At 69.2% G+C, this 17,708-nt stretch carries 19 protein-coding genes; 10 read left to right on the plus strand and 9 right to left on the minus strand.

Going from position 1 to position 17,708, the window contains the following annotated elements; translation table 11 throughout:
- Positions 1-3 precede the first annotated feature (3 nt).
- The gene (ftsY, locus tag B3D50_RS14205) at positions 4-939 is read right to left on the minus strand and encodes a signal recognition particle-docking protein FtsY (RefSeq protein ID WP_286952157.1); all 936 of its coding nucleotides are present in this window, start codon (positions 937-939) and stop codon (positions 4-6) included.
- Between the two features lie 177 nt (positions 940-1,116).
- Here ftsY and B3D50_RS14210 point away from each other — a divergent pair, with 177 nt between their 5' ends.
- The 3 genes from B3D50_RS14210 to B3D50_RS14220 all read left to right on the plus strand — a co-directional run bounded on the left by B3D50_RS14210 (position 1,117) and on the right by B3D50_RS14220 (position 4,227).
- Positions 1,117-3,165 carry an NAD(+) synthase gene (locus B3D50_RS14210; RefSeq protein WP_286952159.1) on the plus strand — a complete coding sequence of 683 codons (2,049 nt, stop codon included), beginning with the start codon at positions 1,117-1,119 and terminating at the stop codon, positions 3,163-3,165.
- A 171-nt stretch (positions 3,166-3,336) separates the two neighbouring features.
- Complete coding sequence (locus B3D50_RS14215) at positions 3,337-3,939, plus strand: DUF4168 domain-containing protein (protein ID WP_286952161.1); 603 nt, start codon at positions 3,337-3,339, stop codon at positions 3,937-3,939.
- Between the two features lie 63 nt (positions 3,940-4,002).
- Entirely contained in the window at positions 4,003-4,227 is a 225-nt protein-coding gene (locus B3D50_RS14220; protein WP_003166615.1) for an alkylphosphonate utilization protein, read from the plus strand.
- A 49-nt stretch (positions 4,228-4,276) separates the two neighbouring features.
- On the opposite strand, the gene B3D50_RS14225 is transcribed toward B3D50_RS14220, so the two are convergent.
- The 3 genes from B3D50_RS14225 to B3D50_RS14235 all read right to left on the minus strand — a co-directional run bounded on the left by B3D50_RS14225 (position 4,277) and on the right by B3D50_RS14235 (position 6,848).
- Entirely contained in the window at positions 4,277-5,170 is an 894-nt protein-coding gene (locus B3D50_RS14225; protein WP_286952163.1) for an alpha/beta fold hydrolase, read from the minus strand.
- 62 nt (positions 5,171-5,232) lie between these two features.
- On the minus strand, positions 5,233-5,742 hold the full coding sequence (locus B3D50_RS14230) for a D-glycero-alpha-D-manno-heptose-1,7-bisphosphate 7-phosphatase (RefSeq protein ID WP_269296407.1): 510 nt from the start codon (positions 5,740-5,742) through the stop codon (positions 5,233-5,235).
- Positions 5,739-6,848 carry an AGE family epimerase/isomerase gene (locus B3D50_RS14235; RefSeq protein WP_269296406.1) on the minus strand — a complete coding sequence of 370 codons (1,110 nt, stop codon included), beginning with the start codon at positions 6,846-6,848 and terminating at the stop codon, positions 5,739-5,741. The genes B3D50_RS14230 and B3D50_RS14235 overlap by 4 nt, the downstream gene beginning before the upstream one ends.
- A 200-nt stretch (positions 6,849-7,048) precedes the next feature.
- Here B3D50_RS14235 and B3D50_RS14240 point away from each other — a divergent pair, with 200 nt between their 5' ends.
- A complete protein-coding gene (locus B3D50_RS14240) occupies positions 7,049-8,209 on the plus strand; it encodes a DegT/DnrJ/EryC1/StrS family aminotransferase (protein ID WP_286952166.1) in 1,161 nt (386 codons plus the stop codon).
- Positions 8,210-8,214: 5 nt separating this feature from the next.
- The gene (locus B3D50_RS14245) at positions 8,215-9,147 is read left to right on the plus strand and encodes a Gfo/Idh/MocA family protein (protein WP_128114678.1); all 933 of its coding nucleotides are present in this window, start codon (positions 8,215-8,217) and stop codon (positions 9,145-9,147) included.
- Between the two features lie 52 nt (positions 9,148-9,199).
- Here B3D50_RS14245 and B3D50_RS14250 read toward each other — a convergent pair whose 3' ends face one another.
- Complete coding sequence (locus tag B3D50_RS14250; protein ID WP_286952170.1) at positions 9,200-9,655, minus strand: MaoC family dehydratase; 456 nt, start codon at positions 9,653-9,655, stop codon at positions 9,200-9,202.
- Positions 9,656-9,709: 54 nt separating this feature from the next.
- Positions 9,710-10,684, minus strand: a complete 975-nt coding sequence (locus B3D50_RS14255) for a threonine ammonia-lyase (RefSeq protein ID WP_286952172.1) — start codon at positions 10,682-10,684, stop codon at positions 9,710-9,712.
- Positions 10,685-10,741: 57 nt separating this feature from the next.
- On the opposite strand from B3D50_RS14255, the gene glpK reads away from it, so the two are divergent.
- The 4 genes from glpK to B3D50_RS14275 all read left to right on the plus strand — a co-directional run bounded on the left by glpK (position 10,742) and on the right by B3D50_RS14275 (position 14,747).
- On the plus strand, positions 10,742-12,280 hold the full coding sequence (gene glpK, locus B3D50_RS14260) for a glycerol kinase GlpK (RefSeq protein ID WP_286952173.1): 1,539 nt from the start codon (positions 10,742-10,744) through the stop codon (positions 12,278-12,280).
- Positions 12,277-13,365 carry a phosphotransferase family protein gene (locus B3D50_RS14265; protein WP_286952175.1) on the plus strand — a complete coding sequence of 363 codons (1,089 nt, stop codon included), beginning with the start codon at positions 12,277-12,279 and terminating at the stop codon, positions 13,363-13,365. Before glpK ends, B3D50_RS14265 begins: the two co-directional genes overlap by 4 nt.
- Positions 13,366-13,453: 88 nt before the next feature.
- The gene (locus tag B3D50_RS14270) at positions 13,454-13,930 is read left to right on the plus strand and encodes an Rrf2 family transcriptional regulator (RefSeq protein ID WP_003166623.1); all 477 of its coding nucleotides are present in this window, start codon (positions 13,454-13,456) and stop codon (positions 13,928-13,930) included.
- Positions 13,931-13,940: 10 nt separating this feature from the next.
- Complete coding sequence (locus B3D50_RS14275; protein WP_286952176.1) at positions 13,941-14,747, plus strand: SDR family NAD(P)-dependent oxidoreductase; 807 nt, start codon at positions 13,941-13,943, stop codon at positions 14,745-14,747.
- 5 nt (positions 14,748-14,752) lie between these two features.
- Here the strand turns inward: B3D50_RS14275 and B3D50_RS14280 are convergent, their stop codons facing one another.
- Positions 14,753-15,451 (minus strand): MarC family protein, encoded by a 699-nt coding sequence (locus tag B3D50_RS14280; protein WP_286952178.1) that lies wholly within the window; start codon positions 15,449-15,451, stop codon positions 14,753-14,755.
- Between the two features lie 98 nt (positions 15,452-15,549).
- On the opposite strand from B3D50_RS14280, the gene pyrF reads away from it, so the two are divergent.
- The gene (pyrF, locus tag B3D50_RS14285) at positions 15,550-16,272 is read left to right on the plus strand and encodes an orotidine-5'-phosphate decarboxylase (protein WP_286952180.1); all 723 of its coding nucleotides are present in this window, start codon (positions 15,550-15,552) and stop codon (positions 16,270-16,272) included.
- A gap of 82 nt (positions 16,273-16,354) precedes the next feature.
- On the opposite strand, the gene B3D50_RS14290 is transcribed toward pyrF, so the two are convergent.
- Together B3D50_RS14290 and B3D50_RS14295 are read right to left on the minus strand one after the other, a co-directional pair.
- Complete coding sequence (locus tag B3D50_RS14290; RefSeq protein WP_286952182.1) at positions 16,355-17,173, minus strand: hypothetical protein; 819 nt, start codon at positions 17,171-17,173, stop codon at positions 16,355-16,357.
- Positions 17,174-17,381: 208 nt separating this feature from the next.
- The gene (locus B3D50_RS14295; RefSeq protein ID WP_286952184.1) at positions 17,382-17,636 is read right to left on the minus strand and encodes a DUF1674 domain-containing protein; all 255 of its coding nucleotides are present in this window, start codon (positions 17,634-17,636) and stop codon (positions 17,382-17,384) included.
- Positions 17,637-17,708 lie beyond the last annotated feature (72 nt).

A 17,708-nucleotide genomic window follows, 5' to 3' on the forward strand; every position in this document is an offset into this window, starting at 1 on the left:
GCTTCAGTCCTCAAGCCCGACCAGGGATCGGGAAAACGCGCGGGCGTCGAAAGGTTGCAGATCCTCGACCCCTTCGCCGACGCCGATCAGCTTGATCGGGGCGTCCGAGGCCTGGGCCACGGGCACCAGGACGCCGCCGCGCGCGGTGCCGTCCAGCTTGGTCATCACCACGCCCGAGACATAGGCGGTGCGGCCGAAGATCTTTTCCTGCTCCAGGGCGTTGCGGCCGACGGTGGCGTCCAGCACCAGCAGGGTTTCGTGCGGGGCGTCGGGGTCGACCTTCTTCAGCACGCGCACGATCTTCAGCAGTTCGTCCATCAGGGTGGACTTGTTCTGCAGCCGCCCGGCCGTGTCGATCAGCACGACGTCGAAGCCTTCTTCCTTGGCCTTGGCGAAGGCGTCGAAGGCGAGCCCCGCGGCGTCGGCGCCGTCGCGGCGGCTTTCGAAATGGGCGCCCGCGCGGTCGGCCCAGACCTTGAGCTGTTCGCGGGCGGCGGCGCGGAAGGTGTCGCCGGCGACGATCATCACCTTGGCGCCCTTGGCCGTCAGGTCCGAGGCGATCTTGCCCAGGGTCGTGGTCTTGCCTGAGCCGTTCACGCCCACGAACAGAACGACATAGGGCTTGGGCCCCGACAGCGGATCGAACGTCGCCTGACGCGGCGTCAGTTCAGCGGCCACGGCCTCGGCCAGGGCCTCCTTGATCTCACGCTCGTCGGAGGTCTTGCCGAAGCGTAAGGCGCGGAATCGCTCGACGATGCGGGCCGAGGCGGCGGGGCCGAGATCGCTCTCGATCAGATGCTCTTCCAGCCGCTCCAGCGCCTCCTCGGAGAGGGGCTCCTTGACGAAGGTCGAGACGACCTGATCGGTCATCTGTTTCGAAGACCGGGACAGGCCTTCGCTCAGCCGCTGGAACCAGCCTTTTTTGGGCGTATCGCTCATGACGTGAGCCTTAGCCGACAGCGGTTCGCAGGTCACTACAAACCGCTCATCCCGGCCGACGCCGGGAGCCAGTGCTTTGGCTTCGCGACGCAACCCTATATTGATCGGGAAGGCCGCAAGGTCTGTGCCTATGGCTCTCACTGGCTCCCGGCGTCGGCCGGGATGAGCGGAAAATAGATGGCGAAGTCTGAGACGCATTCCTTCCACGCCCCGCGCAGCCACGGCTTCGTGCGCGTCGCCGCCGCGACCCCGGTGGTCCATGTCGCCGACCCTGCCGCCAACGCCGAGGAACACGAACGGCTGATCCGTCAGGCGGGCGAGGCGGGCGCAGACCTGCTGGTCTTCCCCGAACTGTCGTTGAGCGCCTACGCTATCGACGACCTGCATATGCAGGCGGCCCTGCTGGAAGAAGTCGAACGCCAGATCGCGCATCTGGTCGAGGTGGCGGATGAGGCGGGCGTCATCGCCGTGATCGGCGCGCCGATCCGCAACGGCGACGCCCTGTTCAACTGCGCCGTGGTGCTGGGCGGGGGCGAGGTTCTGGGCGTGGTTCCCAAGACCTATCTGCCCAACTACCGCGAATATTATGAGAAGCGCTGGTTCGCGCCCGCCGCCAGCCGCAGCGAGGACGCTGTCGTCCTGAACGGTACGAGCGTCGATTTCGCGCCGGGCCTGATTTTTGAGGCGACGAACCGTCCGGGCTTCGTCTTCGCGGTCGAGATCTGCGAGGACTTCTGGGCGCCCCAGCCGCCCTCGACGCGGGCGGCGCTCGCGGGGGCGCGCATCCTGTGCAACCTGTCGGCCTCCAACATCGTCATCGGCAAGGCGGACGAGCGCGCCTTGCTGTGCGCCAGCCAGTCGGCCCGCACCCTGTCGGCCTATGTCTTCGCCGCCTCGGGCTGGGGCGAGAGCACGACGGACCTGGCCTGGGACGGTCAGGCGACCATTCATGAACTGGGGGCGCGGCTGGCCGAGGGCGAGCGTTTCGCCCTGCACAGCCATCTGACGATCGCCGACGTGGACGTGGACCGCATCGGTCTGGACCGCCTGCGCAACGGCACCTTCGCCGACTGCGCGCGGCTGGAGGGCGAGGCTGCGACGGTGGTTCCGTTCGAGGCGGGGGAGGGGCCGACCGGCGCCCTGATCCGGCCGCTGGACCGCTTCCCCTTCGTGCCGGACGACGCCGCGCGTCTGGATCAGGACTGCTTCGAGGCCTTCAACATTCAGGTCCAGGGCCTGATGCGGCGGATGACGGCGACGGGGTCGAAGGCCCTGGTGATCGGCGTTTCGGGCGGGCTGGATTCGACCCAGGCCCTGCTGGTCGCCTGTCGCGCCTTTGATCGGCTGGAGCTGCCGCGCACCGGCATTCTGGCCTTCACCATGCCGGGGTTCGCGACCTCGGACGGCACCAAATCCAACGCCTGGGCGCTGATGAAGGCGCTGGGGGTGACGGGGGCCGAGATCGATATTCGCCCCGCCGCCGAACAGATGCTGCGCGACATCGGCCATCCATTCTCGAATGGCGAGCCGGTGCATGACATCACCTTCGAGAACGTCCAGGCGGGCCTGCGCACTGACTATCTGTTTCGTCTGGCCAATCAGAACCACGGCTTCGTGCCGGGCACCGGCGACTTGTCGGAACTGGCTCTGGGCTGGTGCACCTATGGCGTCGGCGACCACATGAGCCACTACAACGTCAACAGCGGGGTGGCGAAGACCCTGATCCAGCACCTGATCCGCTGGGTGGCCGAGCGCGGCCTGGTCGGCGAGGCGGCGGTTCCGACGCTGCACGCCATCCTGGCCACCGAAATCTCGCCCGAACTGGTGCCGGCAGGCGCCGACGGGGCGATCCAGTCGACGCAGAGTATTGTCGGCCCCTATGCGCTGAACGACTTCTTCCTGTTCTACATCAGCCGCTTCGGCCTGAAGCCGTCCAAGGTCGCCTATCTGGCGCATCAGGCCTGGGGCGATGCGGCGACGGGAAGCTGGCCGGTCGGCCTGCCGCAGGGCGAGCGCGTCGCCTATGACCTGGCGACCATCAAGGGGTGGTTGCGGAAGTTCCTGATCCGCTTCTTCCAGACCAGCCAGTTCAAGCGCTCGGCCGTGCCGAACGGGCCGAAGGTGGTCACGGGCGGGTCGCTGTCGCCGCGCGGCGACTGGCGGGCGCCGTCGGATTCCTCGGCGCGGGTCTGGCTGGACGAACTGGACGCCAATACGCCGGACTGATGCGCGCGGGGGTTGAAACGACCCGCCTGGGGTTTACCCGCCTGCACGGCGCGGGTTAGCGTTTTCTTCTCCCCGCCCTCTGTGAGCCTGACACACCCGGTCGTGCGGGAGAGCCCGGATCTGTCCGGGTCAGCCTTGGGCTGAGCGTTCGGGGCTGAAGAAGGATACGTCATGCGTTTTGCAACGGCCGCCGCCCCGACCGCCATTCTGGCCGCCCTGTTCCTGACCGCTGCGCCCGCCCTGGCGCAGGACGCCGCTCCGGCCCCCGCTGCCGCCGCAGCGGCAGACGGTGAACCGACCGACGCGGAACTGACCCAGTTCGCTGCCGCCATGAAGACGGTCCAGAGCGTGGCCGCGACCGTCCAGAACGGAACACCCACCGAGGACCAGCAGGCCCAGATGTCGGCCGCCGTCCAGAACTCCGGTCTGGCCATCGAACGCTTCAACGCCATTTCGGCCGCCGTTTCGGCTGATCCGGTGCTGCAGGCCCGCGCGGCTGTGGCGGGCGCGACGCCGTCCGCGCCCGGCTCGGTCGGGGCCGGCGTCACGGACGCCGAAGCCGGTCAGTTCGCCGCCGCCATGGGCGAGATCTCGGGCATCGCGCGCGCCCTGAACGGCGCCCAGCCGAACGCGGAACAGCAGGCCCAGATGGCCGCCGCCATCCAGAACTCGGGCCTTGAGGTCGAGCGCTTCAACGCCATTTCCGCCGCTACGGCCCAGGACGAGCATCTTCAGGCGCGCATCGCCCTTGCCCAGGCGCGTCAGGGGGAATAGGCCAGTTGAAACGAGGGCCGTCGCTGATGCGGCGGCCCTTCTTCCATTCAGACAGGACTGATCATGAGCGACGACGTCACCAAGGACTCCAACGGCAACCTTCTGTCGGACGGCGACAGCGTGACCCTGATCAAGGATCTGAAGGTCAAGGGCTCGGGCGGGGTGACGCTGAAGCGCGGCACTCTGGTCAAGAACATCCGCCTGACCGGCGACCCCGATGAAATCGAAGCCAATGTCGAGAAGGTGCGCGGCCTGGTCCTGCGCACGGAGTTCGTGAAGAAGGCATAATTTAGGGGGCCTACCGCGCTTCGCGCTACTTGAGGCCCAGCAGGCTGACTCAGCCCACCTCCGCCAGAAACTCGAAGATGGCCGCGCGCGCCTCGGGCTCGTCCAGCATGGGGGCGTGGCCGACGCCCGGAACCTCGACATAGGCCATGGCGGGGGCGGCCTTCTTCATCTTGTCGGCGATGGCGGGGCTGAGCAGGTCGGACGTTCCGCCGCGCACCAGCAGGGTCGGCTTCTTCCGCGCCAGCGCCCGGAACGCGGGCCACAGGTTGGGAACCAGGGCCTTGGACCCCGCCGCCTTGATCGGCGCGGAGATATCCGGGTCATAGTCCAGCACCGGCGCGCCCTCGGTCCCCTCGCGGAAGACGCGGCGGGCGAAGGCGGCCCAGTCGGCGTCCGTATAGTCGGGGAAGGCCGCCTCATTGATGCGCCGGGCGTAGGCCATGGCGTCGTCCCAGCTCTCGATCACGACGGGCTGGCCGGTATAGGCGGCGATGCGGGCCAGACCTTCGGTCGCGACCTCGGGGCCGACGTCGTTGAGGATGGCGGCGGCGATGGCCTTGGGCTTGGTGGCCGTCAGCGCCAGGGTGATCAGCCCGCCCATGGAGGTGCCGAGGAAGACCGCCTTCTCGATCCCTGCCTGCTCCATCAGGGCCACGACGTCCTTCGCATAGACGTCCGGCGTATAGGTCATGGGGTCGGGCGCACGATCCGACCGGCCGCGCCCGCGCACGTCGATCGCCAGGACGCGGCGGCCGCTGTGGGCGATCAGACCGGCGATGACGCCGAAATCAGCGCTGTTGCGCGTCAGGCCGTGGATGGCGATGACCGGCAGGCGCGCCGGCCCCTCGGCCGGGGCATAGTCGCGCGCGTAGAGGTTCAATCCGTCCGGCGAGGTCCAGCGCCGCTCGACGTAGCGGTCGGCCAGCGGGGTGGTCATCGGCATGGATCGTCTCCGAACAGCAGTTCCGTTCGAGCGACGTTAATTCATCGATTGCGGAATAGCGATCAGGCGAGCGGCAGATCGCGGATGAATTGATCGAGATCGCCCTCGGTGAAGCGGTGGCCCGCCACGCCCGCGCGTCGCGCCGCCTCCATGTCGGACGGCTGGTCGCCGATCATCAACGAGCTGGAGAGGTCGAGGTCGTGCTCGGCGGCGGCCCTCAACAACATGCCGGGATTGGGCTTGCGGTCGGGGTGGTCGGGATGGCGATAGCGTTCGTCCGTCGCTTCAGAATGGAAGGGACAGGCGTAGACGGCGTCGATGCGTCCGCCGCCCTCGGCCAGCCGCGCGACCAGCCGGCGGTTGAAGTCGTGCATGGTCTCTTCGCTGAACATGCCGCGCGCCACGCCCGACTGGTTGGTGACGATGACGGTGACGTAGCCCGCCGCGTTCAGCCGCTTCACCGCCTCCGCCGCGCCGGGGATCAGCACCAGTTGATCGGGCCGGTGCGGATAGCCGCTGTCGATGATCAGCACGCCGTCGCGGTCGAGGAAGGCGGCGGGGCGCTGGGTCATGCGGGCTCCGTCAGCAGGGCCGAGAAGGCAGTCATCAGATGATAGAGGCTCGAGGCGGGAACGGCGGCGTCCAGTGGTCGTCCCTCGGCGTCAAAGGCGTCGATCCACAGGCCGGGCGTCTCTGTCGCCAGATGGGTCTCGAACAGGCGATCGATCAGCCTCGCCGCCCTGAGGTGTTCGCCGCGCGCATGCAGGACGCGCAGAAGCTCGGTTTGGGCCCACAGGCGTACGCCGCCGTCGCGGACCTGGCCGATCCGGTTGATCTCGCGCACGGCCAAGCCATCCGCGCGGACTCCGCAGGTCAGGGCGCTGGTGTAGAGGGCGCGCGCGGCGGAGCTCAGGTCCGGCAAGCCGAGGCGCGCGGCTTCGTCCAGCAGCCAGACCCATTCCATGTGGTGCCCCGGCTCGATGCACTGGCCTTCTGAGCCGGGGCGCGGGCTCCAGTCGGCCTCGTAGAACTCGCCCAGCATCAGATGCTCGCGGTCGAAGAAGCGCCGGTTGAACAGGTCCAGCACCGAGCGCGCCGCCGCCTCGAAGGCCTGATCTGGCGCTGTCGCCTGCCAGGCCAGCAGGGCCTCCAGCATGTGCATGTGCGGGTTCTGGCGGCGCGGCAAAACCGGGGGCAGGGCCTCTTGCCAGCCGCTGTGGACCGGGTCGGTCATCTGCGCCTGGATGGCCGCCAGCGTCTCCAGCGCCAGGGGCCGGGCTCGTTCGTCCTTCAGCACGCGGTGCGCGGCGGCCAGGGCGAACAGGACGAAGGCCAGGTCATAGAGGTCGGGCGTGGCGTCGATCACGACCCCTGCATCGTCCGTGGCGCGCGTCCACAGGCCGTCGTCCCGGCGGTTGTTGCGGATCAGGGCGTCCAGCGCGGCGCGGGCGACGGGTTCGCCCTCGGCCCAGCCCAGCGCGACGGCTTGGATGAAGACATAGGTCTGTCGTGCTTGCACGCGGGTGCGGCGGGGGACGCCTGTGACGGGCCGCCCGTCGAAGTCCAGCTTCTCGAAGAAGCGGCCATCGCCGTCGATGCCCGCCGCCGCCCACAGCGGCAGGGCCTGGCCGAACAGCCAGTCATGGACCCGGTTCCTGGCGGCGGCGTCGAAGCTCATGGCTCCGGCTTAGGCGGCGCTCTCGCCTTTGCCAAGCCGCCCTTTCGTTGCATCGCGCAACGCGAAGTGACTCCGGGGGGTTTGTTCAGCACCCCGCCGCTTTGCTAGGACGCAGGCTGACACAGACGACCCGCCTTCGCGTCCGCGCCCCGGAAGACGATTCCCCGCTGCGCCGGCCCCATCGAGAGAGCGACATCGCAATGACCATTCCCTTCATCGACCTTCAGGCCCAGCGTCTGCGTCTCGGCGGCAAGATCGAGGCCGCCGTTCAGGAGGCCGTCGTCGGCGGTGCCTGGGTCATGGGCCCGCAGGTGCGCCAGTTCGAGGCCGACCTGGCCGCCTTCGGCAAGGCCAAGCACGCCTTAGGCTGCGCCAACGGCACCGACGCCCTGGCCCTGCCGCTGATGGCCTGGGAGATCGGGCGCGGCGACGCCGTCTTCGTCCCCAGCTTCACCTTCGCCGCCACCGCCGAGGTCGTGCCGTGGTTCGACGCCGAGCCGGTCTTCGTCGATGTGGACGAGAACGCCTACAACATGGACCCGGCGGCGCTGGAGCGCGCCATCGAGGGCGTCAAGGCCGAGGGCCGCCTGACCCCGCGCGTGGTCATCGCCGTCGACCTGTTCGGCCAGCCCGCCGACTATCCGGCCATCAAGGCCGTCTGTGACAAACATGGCCTGAAGCTGATCTCGGACTCGGCGCAGGGCTTCGGCTGCACCATCGACGGCGCGCACCCGTTGAAATGGGCCGATGTGACCACCACTAGCTTCTTTCCGGCCAAGCCGCTGGGCTGCTACGGCGACGGCGGGGCGGTGTTGACCAATGACGACGAACTGGCCCAGCTGATGGATTCCATCCGCGTCCACGGCAAGGCGGTCGGCGTCGATCTGAAGGACCGGGCCTTCGACCACGACCCCAAATATCTGAATATGCGCATCGGCCTGAACAGCCGTCTGGACACCATTCAGGCCGCCGTCCTGATCGAAAAGCTGAAGGTCTTCGCTCAGGAGATCGAGTGGCGCAACGCCGCCGCCGCCCGCTACAACGAGGGCCTTCGCCCCCACGTCGCCAAGGTTCCGGACGTTCCAGCGGGCAATGTCTCCAACTGGGCGCAGTACACGGTCGAGCATCCCGACCGCGACGCCCTGGCCGCACACCTGAAGGAACAGGGCGTGCCGACGGCGGTCTATTATCCGATCCCGCTGCACCTTCAGCCCGCCTATGAGCACTATCCGCGCGGCGCGGGCGGCTTGCCCGTCACCGAGCGGCTGAAGGATGTGGTGATCAGCCTGCCGATGCACGCTGATCTGGACGCGGCGACGCAGGACCGCATCATCGCCGCCGTCGCCAGCTTCAAGGCTTGATCCGCATGACCATCCATCAGACCCCCCTCAAGATCGGCGTCGCCGGCGCCGGCGTCATGGGCCGCAACCACGCCCGCGTCCTGGCCGAACTGCGCGACGTCGAGCTGACGACCGTCTTTGATCCCGATGCCGTGACGGCCGAGGGCGTGGCCGCCGCCTATGGGGCGACCGCCGTGACGACCGCCGAGGCCTTCGTCGCCGCCGGTCTGGACGCCGCGGTCATCGCCACGCCGAACCGCTATCACGCCGAACTGGGCGTGGCCCTGTTGAACGCCGGGGTTCATGTACTGGTCGAGAAGCCGATCGCGGCCACGGTGGCCGACGCCCAGGCCATGATCGACGCGGCCAGGGCCAATGACCGCGTGCTGATGGTCGGTCATGTCGAGCGCTTCAACCCGGCGGTCGAGACGGTCAAGCGCGCCATCGACGGCGACGAGATCATCTCCATCCAGATCACCCGCGTCGGCCCCTTCCCGCCGCGCATGGGCGAGGTCGGGGTGGTCATTGACCTGGCGGTGCACGACATCGACATCATCCGCCACCTGACGGGGTCGGAGATGACCGAGGTCCAGTCGCTGCTGGGCCACACCCACGCCTCGCGCGAGGACTCGGCCTTGCTGCAGTTCCGCATGGACAATGGGGTGATCGCCCACATCACCACCAACTGGGTCACGCCTTACAAGACCCGCGTCCTGCAGGTGGCGACCAAGAACCGCTTCATCGTCGCCGACCTGATCACCCGTCAGGTGACGGAATTCTTCGGCCAGCAGCCGGACGGCTCATACTCCACGCGGATGCTGAACGCTTGGCCCGCCGAGCCGCTCAAGAAGGAGCACGAGGCCTTCATCCACGCCATCCGCACCGGCGAGACGGCGGCGGTCAGCGGCGAGGATGGCCTGCGCAATCTGGAAGTGGCGCTGAGGTGCCTGGGCGAATAGGCGCCCATGAATTTCCGCTCACCCCGGCGCTCGCCGGGATGAGCGGGAGGCCCTAGGCCTTCACCACCTGCATCGTCAGCCATTCGGCGATCAGGGCGGGCTTGTCGCCGCCGTCAATCTCGACGGTCAGTTCGTGCTTCAGCAGCCAGCGGCCGTCGCCCTTGTCCTCGGCCGACAGCAGCTTGAAGCGGCCGCGCACGCGCGATCCCGACGGCGCCGGGGCGAGGAAGCGCAGGCGGTCGAAGCCGTAGTTCACCCCCATGACCAGATCATCCAGCGGGGGGATCGCATCCATGCTCATGGCCGAGGCGAGGCTGAGGGTCAGGAAGCCGTGCGCAATGGTCCCGCCGAAGGGCGTCGCCTTGGCGCGCTCGGGATCGACGTGGACGAACTGCTCGTCCTCGGTCAGACCGGCGAAGGCGTCGATGCGCGCCTGATCCAGCGTGAACCAGCGGCTGACGCCGACCTCCTGTCCGATCAGGGATTGAAGTTCGCTGGCCTTGGTCATGTGACGCCCTCCCATTTGCGCCAGCCTTGCGCGCGGAGGGGGCGGAGGCAAGGCCTACCCTTCGAACCGTCCCTCGATGATTTCGCTGAACAGGCCGGGGTCGACGTTGCCGCCCGACAGGACGATGCCGGTGGTCAGCCCCTTCGCCTCGACCTTGCCCGCCAGCAGGGCCGCCAGCGACACGGCGCCGCCCGGCTCGATGACCAGCTTCAGCCAGCGGAAGGCGAAGCGCATGGCCTCGGCGACCTCGGCGTCGGTGACGGTCGCGGCGCCCGCCAGACGCCGGTTGATCGGCCACGTCAGTTCGCCCGGAATAGGCGCCATCAGGGCGTCGCAGATGGACGGCTCCCCCTGCGGATGGGCGGTGCGGGCGCCCGCCTCCAGCGAGCGGCGGGTGTCGTCGAAGGCGTCGGGTTCGACCACGATGACGCGAGCGTCGGGGCTCTGTTCGGCCATGACCAGATTGATCCCGGCGATCAGCCCGCCGCCCGAGGCGCCGCACAGCAGCTGATCCATCGGCACGCCGGCCTGCTCCAGCATCTCCAGCCCGACCGTGCCCTGACCCTCGATGATGAAGGGATCGTCGAACGGCGGGACCAGCACTGAGCCGCGCTCGCCCGCGATCCCGGCGCCGATGGCCTCGCGGCTCTCGGTCCATCGGTCGTAGAAGCGCACCTCGCCGCCGAAGGCGCGCACGCCCTCGACCTTCACCGTCGGGCTGTCGGACGGCATGACGATGACGGCGGGCGCGCCGACAGCCTTGGCCGCCGCCGCCACCCCCTGCGCGTGGTTGCCGGAGGAATAGGCCACGACGCCGCGCGCCTTCTCTTCCTCGCCCAGGCGGCTGACGCGGTTGTAGGCGCCGCGGAATTTGAAGGCGCCCGCGACCTGAAAGGTCTCGGCCTTCATCAGGACGCGCCCGCCGACAGCCTCGTTCAGGGCCGGGTGCTCGATCAGCGGCGTGCGGACGGCGGCGGGTGCGATCTGGCGGGCGGCGTCGACGACGCCTTGGAAACTGGGCGTATGCATGGCTTCCCTCTTACGTCGCGGCGCAGGCTCTGCATAACTCACATCATGCAAGCAAATATGATCCTCGCCATCGACCAGGGCACGACCTCGACGCGGGCGATCGCGTTTGAGGTCTCGCCGCCTCAAGCAGGGCAAGGCCCGATAGGCGACAAGAATGAAGGCGGGGCCTTTCATGCGGTCGCCGTCAGCCAGATCGAGCTGGTGCAGCATTTCCCGCAGTCGGGCTGGGTCGAGCATGACGCGGCCGAGATCTGGCGCGCGACGCTGCAGACCTGTCGCGAGGTGGTCAGGAAGGCGGGCGGCGTCGGCCGTTTCGCCGCCATCGGCATCACCAACCAGCGCGAGACCTCGGTGATCTGGGACGCGGCGACGGGCGAGCCCCTGCACCGCGCCATCGTCTGGCAGGACCGGCGCACGGCCGAGGCGACGGGCAAGCTGGCGGCGGCAGGGCATGAAGCGGCGGTTCAGGCGGCGACGGGCCTGATCCTCGACCCCTATTTCTCGGCGTCGAAATACGCCTGGCTGCTGGACGCCGTGCCCGGCGCGCGCGAACGGGCGGCGCGGGGCGAGGTCAAGCTGGGCACCATCGACGCCTGGCTGATCTGGAAGCTGACGGGCGGAAACAGCCACGTCACCGACGCCACCAACGCCAGCCGCACCAGCCTCATGGACCTGACGACGCGCACATGGCGCCCGGACCTCTGCGACCTGTTCGGCGTGCCGATGGAGGCCCTGCCGGAAATCCGCGACTGCGACGCCCTGCTGGGGAACGCCGATCCGTCCCTGCTGGGGCGCGCCCTGCCCATTCACGGCTCGGCGGGGGACCAGCACGCGGCGCTGGTCGGGCATGGGGCGCTGACGGCGGGGGACGCCAAGATCACCTATGGCACGGGCGCCTTTCTGGTGGCCAATGTCGGGGCGGCGCCTGTGGCCTCGACCTCGCGCCTGCTGGGCACGCTGGGCTATGCGGCGGGCGGCGAGGCGGCCTATGCGCTGGAGGGGTCCATCTTCTCGGCCGGATCGGCGATCCAGTGGCTGCGCGACGGGCTGAAGGTGCTGTCGGACTCGCGCCAGTCCGAGGCGATGGCCCAGACGCTGAAGGACAACGCCGGGGTCTATCTGGTCCCCGGTTTCACCGGCCTGGGCGCGCCGTGGTGGGAGCCGGAAGCGCGCGGAACCGTCGTCGGCCTGACCCGCGACAGCGGCCCGGCGCACATGGTCCGCGCCGCGTTGGAGAGCCTGGCCTATCAGACCCGCGACCTGCTGGACGCGTTGACCAAGGACGGCGCGCCGCCGCTGAAACGGCTCAAGGTCGACGGCGGCGTCACCGCCAACGCCTTCGCCATGCAGTTCATCGCCGACATCTGCGAGGTCGAGGTCGAACGTCCCGCCTTTCAGGAAATGACGGCCATGGGGGCGGCGCGGCTGGCGGCCTATGGCGTGGGTTTGACTGAGGCCCTTTGGACCGCCCCGGCCGAGGCGCCCGCCGTCTGGACCCCGCGCATGGGGGCCGATGAGCGGGCGCGGCTGCTGAGGGGCTGGCGCGGCGCGGTCAGGGCCGCCATCATCGCCGCCCAGCCGGAGGAGGGGGAATGACCGAGGCCATGGACGCTCAGACATTGGACGCTCAGGCGGCTTTCTCCGGCACGCGCGAGGTGGACGACCGCCATCGGCTGGACGAGGCGGCGCTGGACGCCTGGCTGGCGGCGAACGTCGAGGGCTACGCCGGGCCGCTGACCATCCGCCAGTTCAAGGGCGGCCAGTCCAACCCGACCTATGAGCTGACCACGCCGGGCCGGACCTATGTGCTGCGCCGCAAGCCGCCGGGCGCGCTGCTGGCCAGCGCCCACGCGGTGGATCGGGAGTTCGCGGTGATCTCGGCCTTGCACGTCCAGGGTTTTCCTGTCGCGCGACCCTATGCTCTGTGTGCGGACGATGGCGTCATCGGCTCCATCTTCTACGTCATGGAGAAGGTCGAGGGGCGCATCTTCTGGGACTTGAAGCTGCCCGGCCTGACCCCGCCGGAGCGCCGCGCCGTCTATGACGCCCAGGTCGATACGCTGGCGGCCCTGCACCGACTGGAACCCGACGCCGTCGGCCTGGCGGACTACGGCAAGGCGGGGAATTATTTCGCCCGCCAGGTGGGGCGCTGGAGCAAGCAGTATCGCGCTTCCGAGATCGCACCGATCGCGGCCATGGACCGGCTGATCGCCTTCCTGCCCGACAGCCTGCCGCCCGAGGGACCGACGCGGATCGTGCATGGGGATTTCCGGCTCGACAATCTGATCCTCGATCCGGCCGAGGCGAAGGTGCGGGCGGTGCTGGACTGGGAGCTGTCGACCTTGGGCGACCCGATGGCGGACTTCTCCTATTTGCTGATCGCCTGGGTCATTCCCGCGTCCCTGCGCAACGGCCTGGCGGGGGCGGACCTGAAGGCGCTGGGCATTCCTTCGGTCGAGGAGACGGTCGAACGCTATGCGCAGAAGACAGGCACGGCGGCGCCGGAGAACCTGGACTGGCTGTTCGCTTATAATCTGTTCCGGTTGGCGGCCATCTGTCAGGGCATCGCCGGACGGGTGCGCGACGGCACCGCCGCCAGCGCCCATGCGAAGGCGATGGCGGGCCAAGTCGGCCCGCTTTCGGATGCGGCCTGGGGCTTTGCGCGCAGGGCCGGGGCCTAGCGGAGCCATATGGAAACAGTTTTTGTTACTGATCGATTTGTGAAACGCTCACGGAAGGCCTACCTTCCTATCAGGAGCATGAACCCTGATGTCTGACAGCCAACGTTTTCCCGTCGCCGCCCACGCCCTGGCCTATCTGGCCCACAAGGGCGCCTATGCGGCGACCGAGGCCGAGCCGAGCGCCGTCCTGGCGGCCTCGGTGCCGACCAACCCGGTGGTGATCCGCCGGGTCACGGCCTTGCTGGCCAAGGCGGGCTTGATCGCCACGCGCCCCGGCGCGTCGGGCGGATCGTGGCTGCTGCGGCGGCCCGAGGATATTCGCCTGGATGAGGTGCTGAAGGCCGTGAACGGCTGCGCCCAGTTGGGTTCGCCGCCCGCCGGCGCCAAGGGCTGCCCGGTCGGCGAGCATATTCCTCGCCAGGTGGCCAAGGCCCTGACGGCGGCGGATCAGGCGGCGGGCGCGGCCCTGTCGAAGATCACCATCGCCGACCTGCTGGCCGAAGATTCCGAGGTGCTGCGTCCGTTCGCGCCGCATCCGTGCTGCCCCAACGCCGACGCGGCCTGACGAGGCGTCTTTGGGGGAGGGGCGTCGCACCGTTCTGATCACCGGGGCTTCGGCGGGCATCGGCGCCGCCCTGGCGCGCGTCTGCGCGGCGCGAGGCCATGACCTGATCCTGACCGCCCGGCGCGAAGGGCCGCTTCAGGCCCTGGCCGAGGAGCTGGCCGCCGCCCACGGCGTCGCCGCGAGCGTCGTCGTCGCCGATCTGGCCGAGCCGGAGGCGCCTGCGCGTCTGGTCGAGGCGATCGCGGCGCGGGGCTTGAGCGTCGACGGCCTGATCAACAATGCGGGCTTCAGCCGCACGACGGGCTTCCTGGCGACCGATCCGGCCGATCACGCCGCCATGATCCGCGTCATGCTGAGCGCGCCGGTCGAGCTGTCGCGCCTAGTGTTGCCCGGCATGGTCGCGCGCGGCTGGGGCCGGGTGCTGAACGTGGCCTCCCTGGCCGGGCAGATGCCGGCGACCGGCGGCGACACCCTGTACGGTCCGATCAAGAGCTTCCTGATCAAGGCGTCGCAGGGGTTGTGGCTGGAGACGCAAGGGACCGGCGTGCACGTCACCGCCCTGTGCCCCGGCTACACCTATACCGAGTTCCATGACGTCAACGGCTCACGCGATCAGGTCTCGGCCGCCTATCCCAAGTGGATGTGGATGGACGCCGACCGCGTGGCCCGCATCGGCTGGGACGCGGTCGAGGCCAACCGGCCGCGCGTGACGCCGGGCGTCGCCAACAATGTGCTGGCGGCGCTGGGCGGGCTGCTGCCCGACGCTCTGGCGCTGAAGATGGTCGGCGGCCACGCCAGACGGCTGGACCGCCTCTAGAGCTTTTAGTGCCCGCCGGAGGGGTAGGGGGTGGTGACGCCCGCGCTGAACATGCCCGGCAGGGCTTCGCCCAGACCCATCAGGATGAACTGGATCGCCAGGGCGCACAGGATCAGGCCCAGCACCCGCACCACGATGGCCATGCCCACGTCGCCCAGCAGGCGGCTGATCGGGCCGGTGGCGGCGAAGCACATGAAGGTGACGACGCAGGCGGCGACCATGGCGGTCAGCGACGCGGCCGTGCCCGCCGCGCCCAGCTTTTGCGCCTCGCCCGCCTGGATGATGATGGCCGAGATGGCGCCCGGTCCGATCATCAGGGGAATGGCGAAGGGCACGATCAGACGCTTGAACCGGCGCTTGGCGTAGCCGCGCACGTCCTGGGCGTCGGTCGCGGCGTCGGCGTCGGCGAAGATCTTGAGGAAGTCCTCGCGCGCCATGTCCAGACCCAGCAGCAGCAGCAGGATGCCGCCCGCGATGCGGAAGGCGGCCAGCGAAATGCCGAAGAACTGCAGCAGGCCCAGGCCCGTGAAGAAGAAGAAGCCGAGGAAGACCGCCGCGAAGGCGCAGATCATGGCCGAGACGGTGATGCGCTGGCGCAGAGAGGCGCCCGCCGTCGCCGCCGCGAAGATCGGTACATTGCCGATCGGGTCCAGCAGGGCGAACAGCGCCACGAACAGGTTGACCCCCAGATCGACCGCGTTCATTGCTTGCCCCCGCCTTAGAAAACCCGCCGCGCGACCGCGACCCCTTGTCTCACCTATCGGGGCATCCGCGCGCGCCTGCAAGCCGCCGAGAGCCGGAAATGTCAGCAGACCGTCCCAATCGCCTCTTCGACCCGCGCGTCATCTGCGCCCTGGACGTGCCGACGACCGATGAGGCGCGCGCCCTGGTCGAACGGATCGGCGATGCGGTCGGCTTCTACAAGGTCGGGCTGCAGCTGTTCGCCTCGGACGGCATGGGGCTGGCGCGCGAGCTGAAGGCGTCGGGCGCCCAGGTGTTTCTGGACTGGAAGCTGCACGATATCGGCGCGACGGTGGAGAAGGCGACGGCGGTGCTGGCGAACGCGGGCTGCGACCTGCTGACCGTCCACGCCCGGGCCCAGGTGATGGCGGCGGCGGCGCGCGGCGCGGCGGGCTCGGATCTGAAGATCCTGGGCGTCACCGTCCTGACCAGCCTGACGGACGACGATCTGAAGGCGGACGACCACAGCCTGTCGGCGGCCGAACTGGTGGAGCGGCGGGTGCGTCAGGCGCTGGAGGCGGGCATCCACGGCGTCGTCTCCAGCCCGCATGAGGCGGGCCGGGCGCGTGAGATCGCCGTGGCGGCGGGGCGTGAGGACTTCCTGATCGTGACGCCGGGCGTACGGCCCGCAGGCGCGGCCATGGACGATCAGGCGCGCGCCGCGACCCCGGCCAGCGCCCTGCAATCGGGGGCGACCCATCTGGTCATCGGCCGTCCGATCACCGCCGTCGCCGATCCGCGCGCGGCGGCCCAGGCGATCACCCAGGAGATCGCCCTGGTCTGAGGCCTATGGGCTTGATCCGTAAGCGGTCTGCTTCACGTGAAACAAGAAAGGGCAGCGTCGGCGGACGCCGCCCTTTTTCGTATCAGCCGCGTTCGCCGCGTTCCTGGCGGTAGGGCCGCTCGGTCGGAGACGGCGGCGCCGGCGGGGCGGGCGGCACGGCGTAATAGCCCTGGTCGAAGTTCACGACCGGCGGGGCGGTTTCGACGCGCGGCGGCTCGACGTAGACGTTGGGGCGCGCCACCTCGACTTGGGCCGGGGCGACGCGCACATCGGCGGCGGCCACATGGACCGGCGGCGGCGCCACGTGGACGCGGGCCGGTTCGACGTAGACCGGGGCCGGCTGCACATAGACCGGCGGCGATTCCACATAGACGGGCGGTTGCGAGACATAGACCGGCGGCTGGCTGACGTAGACCGGCTCCGAACGGTAGTAGACGGGCTGGGGCGGCGGGCCGCAACGGCCGCAGTCCTGGCCGTATCCGCCTTGATAATAGCCCTGCTGGGAGTATCCGCCGCCGCTGTACTGGCCGCCGTAGCCGCCATAGCCGTAACGCGCCCAGGGGTAGCGGCCGTAGCCGTCGACGGGATAGCCGAAGGGCATGGAGCGGGTGACGCCGGAATAGCCGTAGCCGCCGTGCTGGATCGGCGGCTGCGACGGAGCGATCACGACCGGCGGACGAACTCCGGCGCCGCCGTAGCCGTAGCCATAGCCGTAGCTTTCGATCGGGCCGTAGCCGCCCTGCCAGCCGGTGTCGCTGTACCAGGTCTGGGCGCGGGTCTGGACCACGGGACCGCGGGCATAGCCTGCGGCGGCGTTGTATCGGGCGCCGGCCTGATGAGCCTCGGCCGCACCGGCGGTAAGGATCGCCGCGCCTGCGGCGGCGTAGAATAGAGCCTTCATGGCTGCGCTCCTTGTTTCGGCCGCAAAGGTTAATGCGGATCTCGCCGGAGCGTTCACTATTCTCCCGTCAAGGGAACCGGGAGGCCGCATCGGCGGGAGGCATGAGGCGTCCAGGCCGCCTTCGCCCAGGCAGCGAGCTGCTGCGCGACGAGCGTTAGCGTCCTTACCAGCTCAAGCAGCGAGCCGCCGCGCGGGGAGCGCTAGCGTCCTAAAAGTCCACCGCCAGACCCTTCTTCTCCCAGTCGCCGAAACGGGTCGGTTCCGGCCCCTTGCGGCCGCCGACCTCGTTCGGAAGCGCGGCGGCCTCCTCGGCGGCGCGGCGTTCGGCGGCCTCCAGCAGGGCGCGGCGGGCGACCTCGTTCAGGGGGCGCTCGGGCGTGGCGTGGGGCACGTCGGCGTTGAAGGCTTCCTCTGGGAAAGGTTCGGACGGATGTTCAGTCGGGGGGGTGGGCTGTTCGGTCACAGGTCGCCTGCCTTGAGAGCGGGGATACTGGGGCTCAAATAGACGTTCCGGCTGAACACGCCACCCCTTGCA

Source organism: Brevundimonas sp. UBA7507 (genome assembly GCF_002478355.1).
Taxonomy (GTDB): Bacteria; Pseudomonadota; Alphaproteobacteria; order Caulobacterales; family Caulobacteraceae; genus Brevundimonas; species Brevundimonas diminuta_D.

What these genes read in the sequence shown, in the direction of transcription:
- ftsY (WP_286952157.1), bottom strand. Translation starts at nt 939, where the DNA reads ATGAGCGATACGCCCAAAAAAGGCTGGTTCCAGCGGCTGAGCGAAGGC.
- B3D50_RS14210 (WP_286952159.1), top strand. Translation starts at nt 1,117, where the DNA reads ATGGCGAAGTCTGAGACGCATTCCTTCCACGCCCCGCGCAGCCACGGC.
- B3D50_RS14215 (WP_286952161.1), top strand. Translation starts at nt 3,337, where the DNA reads ATGCGTTTTGCAACGGCCGCCGCCCCGACCGCCATTCTGGCCGCCCTG.
- B3D50_RS14220 (WP_003166615.1), top strand. Translation starts at nt 4,003, where the DNA reads ATGAGCGACGACGTCACCAAGGACTCCAACGGCAACCTTCTGTCGGAC.
- B3D50_RS14225 (WP_286952163.1), bottom strand. Translation starts at nt 5,170, where the DNA reads ATGCCGATGACCACCCCGCTGGCCGACCGCTACGTCGAGCGGCGCTGG.
- B3D50_RS14230 (WP_269296407.1), bottom strand. Translation starts at nt 5,742, where the DNA reads ATGACCCAGCGCCCCGCCGCCTTCCTCGACCGCGACGGCGTGCTGATC.
- B3D50_RS14235 (WP_269296406.1), bottom strand. Translation starts at nt 6,848, where the DNA reads ATGAGCTTCGACGCCGCCGCCAGGAACCGGGTCCATGACTGGCTGTTC.
- B3D50_RS14240 (WP_286952166.1), top strand. Translation starts at nt 7,049, where the DNA reads ATGACCATTCCCTTCATCGACCTTCAGGCCCAGCGTCTGCGTCTCGGC.
- B3D50_RS14245 (WP_128114678.1), top strand. Translation starts at nt 8,215, where the DNA reads ATGACCATCCATCAGACCCCCCTCAAGATCGGCGTCGCCGGCGCCGGC.
- B3D50_RS14250 (WP_286952170.1), bottom strand. Translation starts at nt 9,655, where the DNA reads ATGACCAAGGCCAGCGAACTTCAATCCCTGATCGGACAGGAGGTCGGC.
- B3D50_RS14255 (WP_286952172.1), bottom strand. Translation starts at nt 10,684, where the DNA reads ATGCATACGCCCAGTTTCCAAGGCGTCGTCGACGCCGCCCGCCAGATC.
- glpK (WP_286952173.1), top strand. Translation starts at nt 10,742, where the DNA reads ATGATCCTCGCCATCGACCAGGGCACGACCTCGACGCGGGCGATCGCG.
- B3D50_RS14265 (WP_286952175.1), top strand. Translation starts at nt 12,277, where the DNA reads ATGACCGAGGCCATGGACGCTCAGACATTGGACGCTCAGGCGGCTTTC.
- B3D50_RS14270 (WP_003166623.1), top strand. Translation starts at nt 13,454, where the DNA reads ATGTCTGACAGCCAACGTTTTCCCGTCGCCGCCCACGCCCTGGCCTAT.
- B3D50_RS14280 (WP_286952178.1), bottom strand. Translation starts at nt 15,451, where the DNA reads ATGAACGCGGTCGATCTGGGGGTCAACCTGTTCGTGGCGCTGTTCGCC.
- pyrF (WP_286952180.1), top strand. Translation starts at nt 15,550, where the DNA reads ATGTCAGCAGACCGTCCCAATCGCCTCTTCGACCCGCGCGTCATCTGC.
- B3D50_RS14290 (WP_286952182.1), bottom strand. Translation starts at nt 17,173, where the DNA reads ATGAAGGCTCTATTCTACGCCGCCGCAGGCGCGGCGATCCTTACCGCC.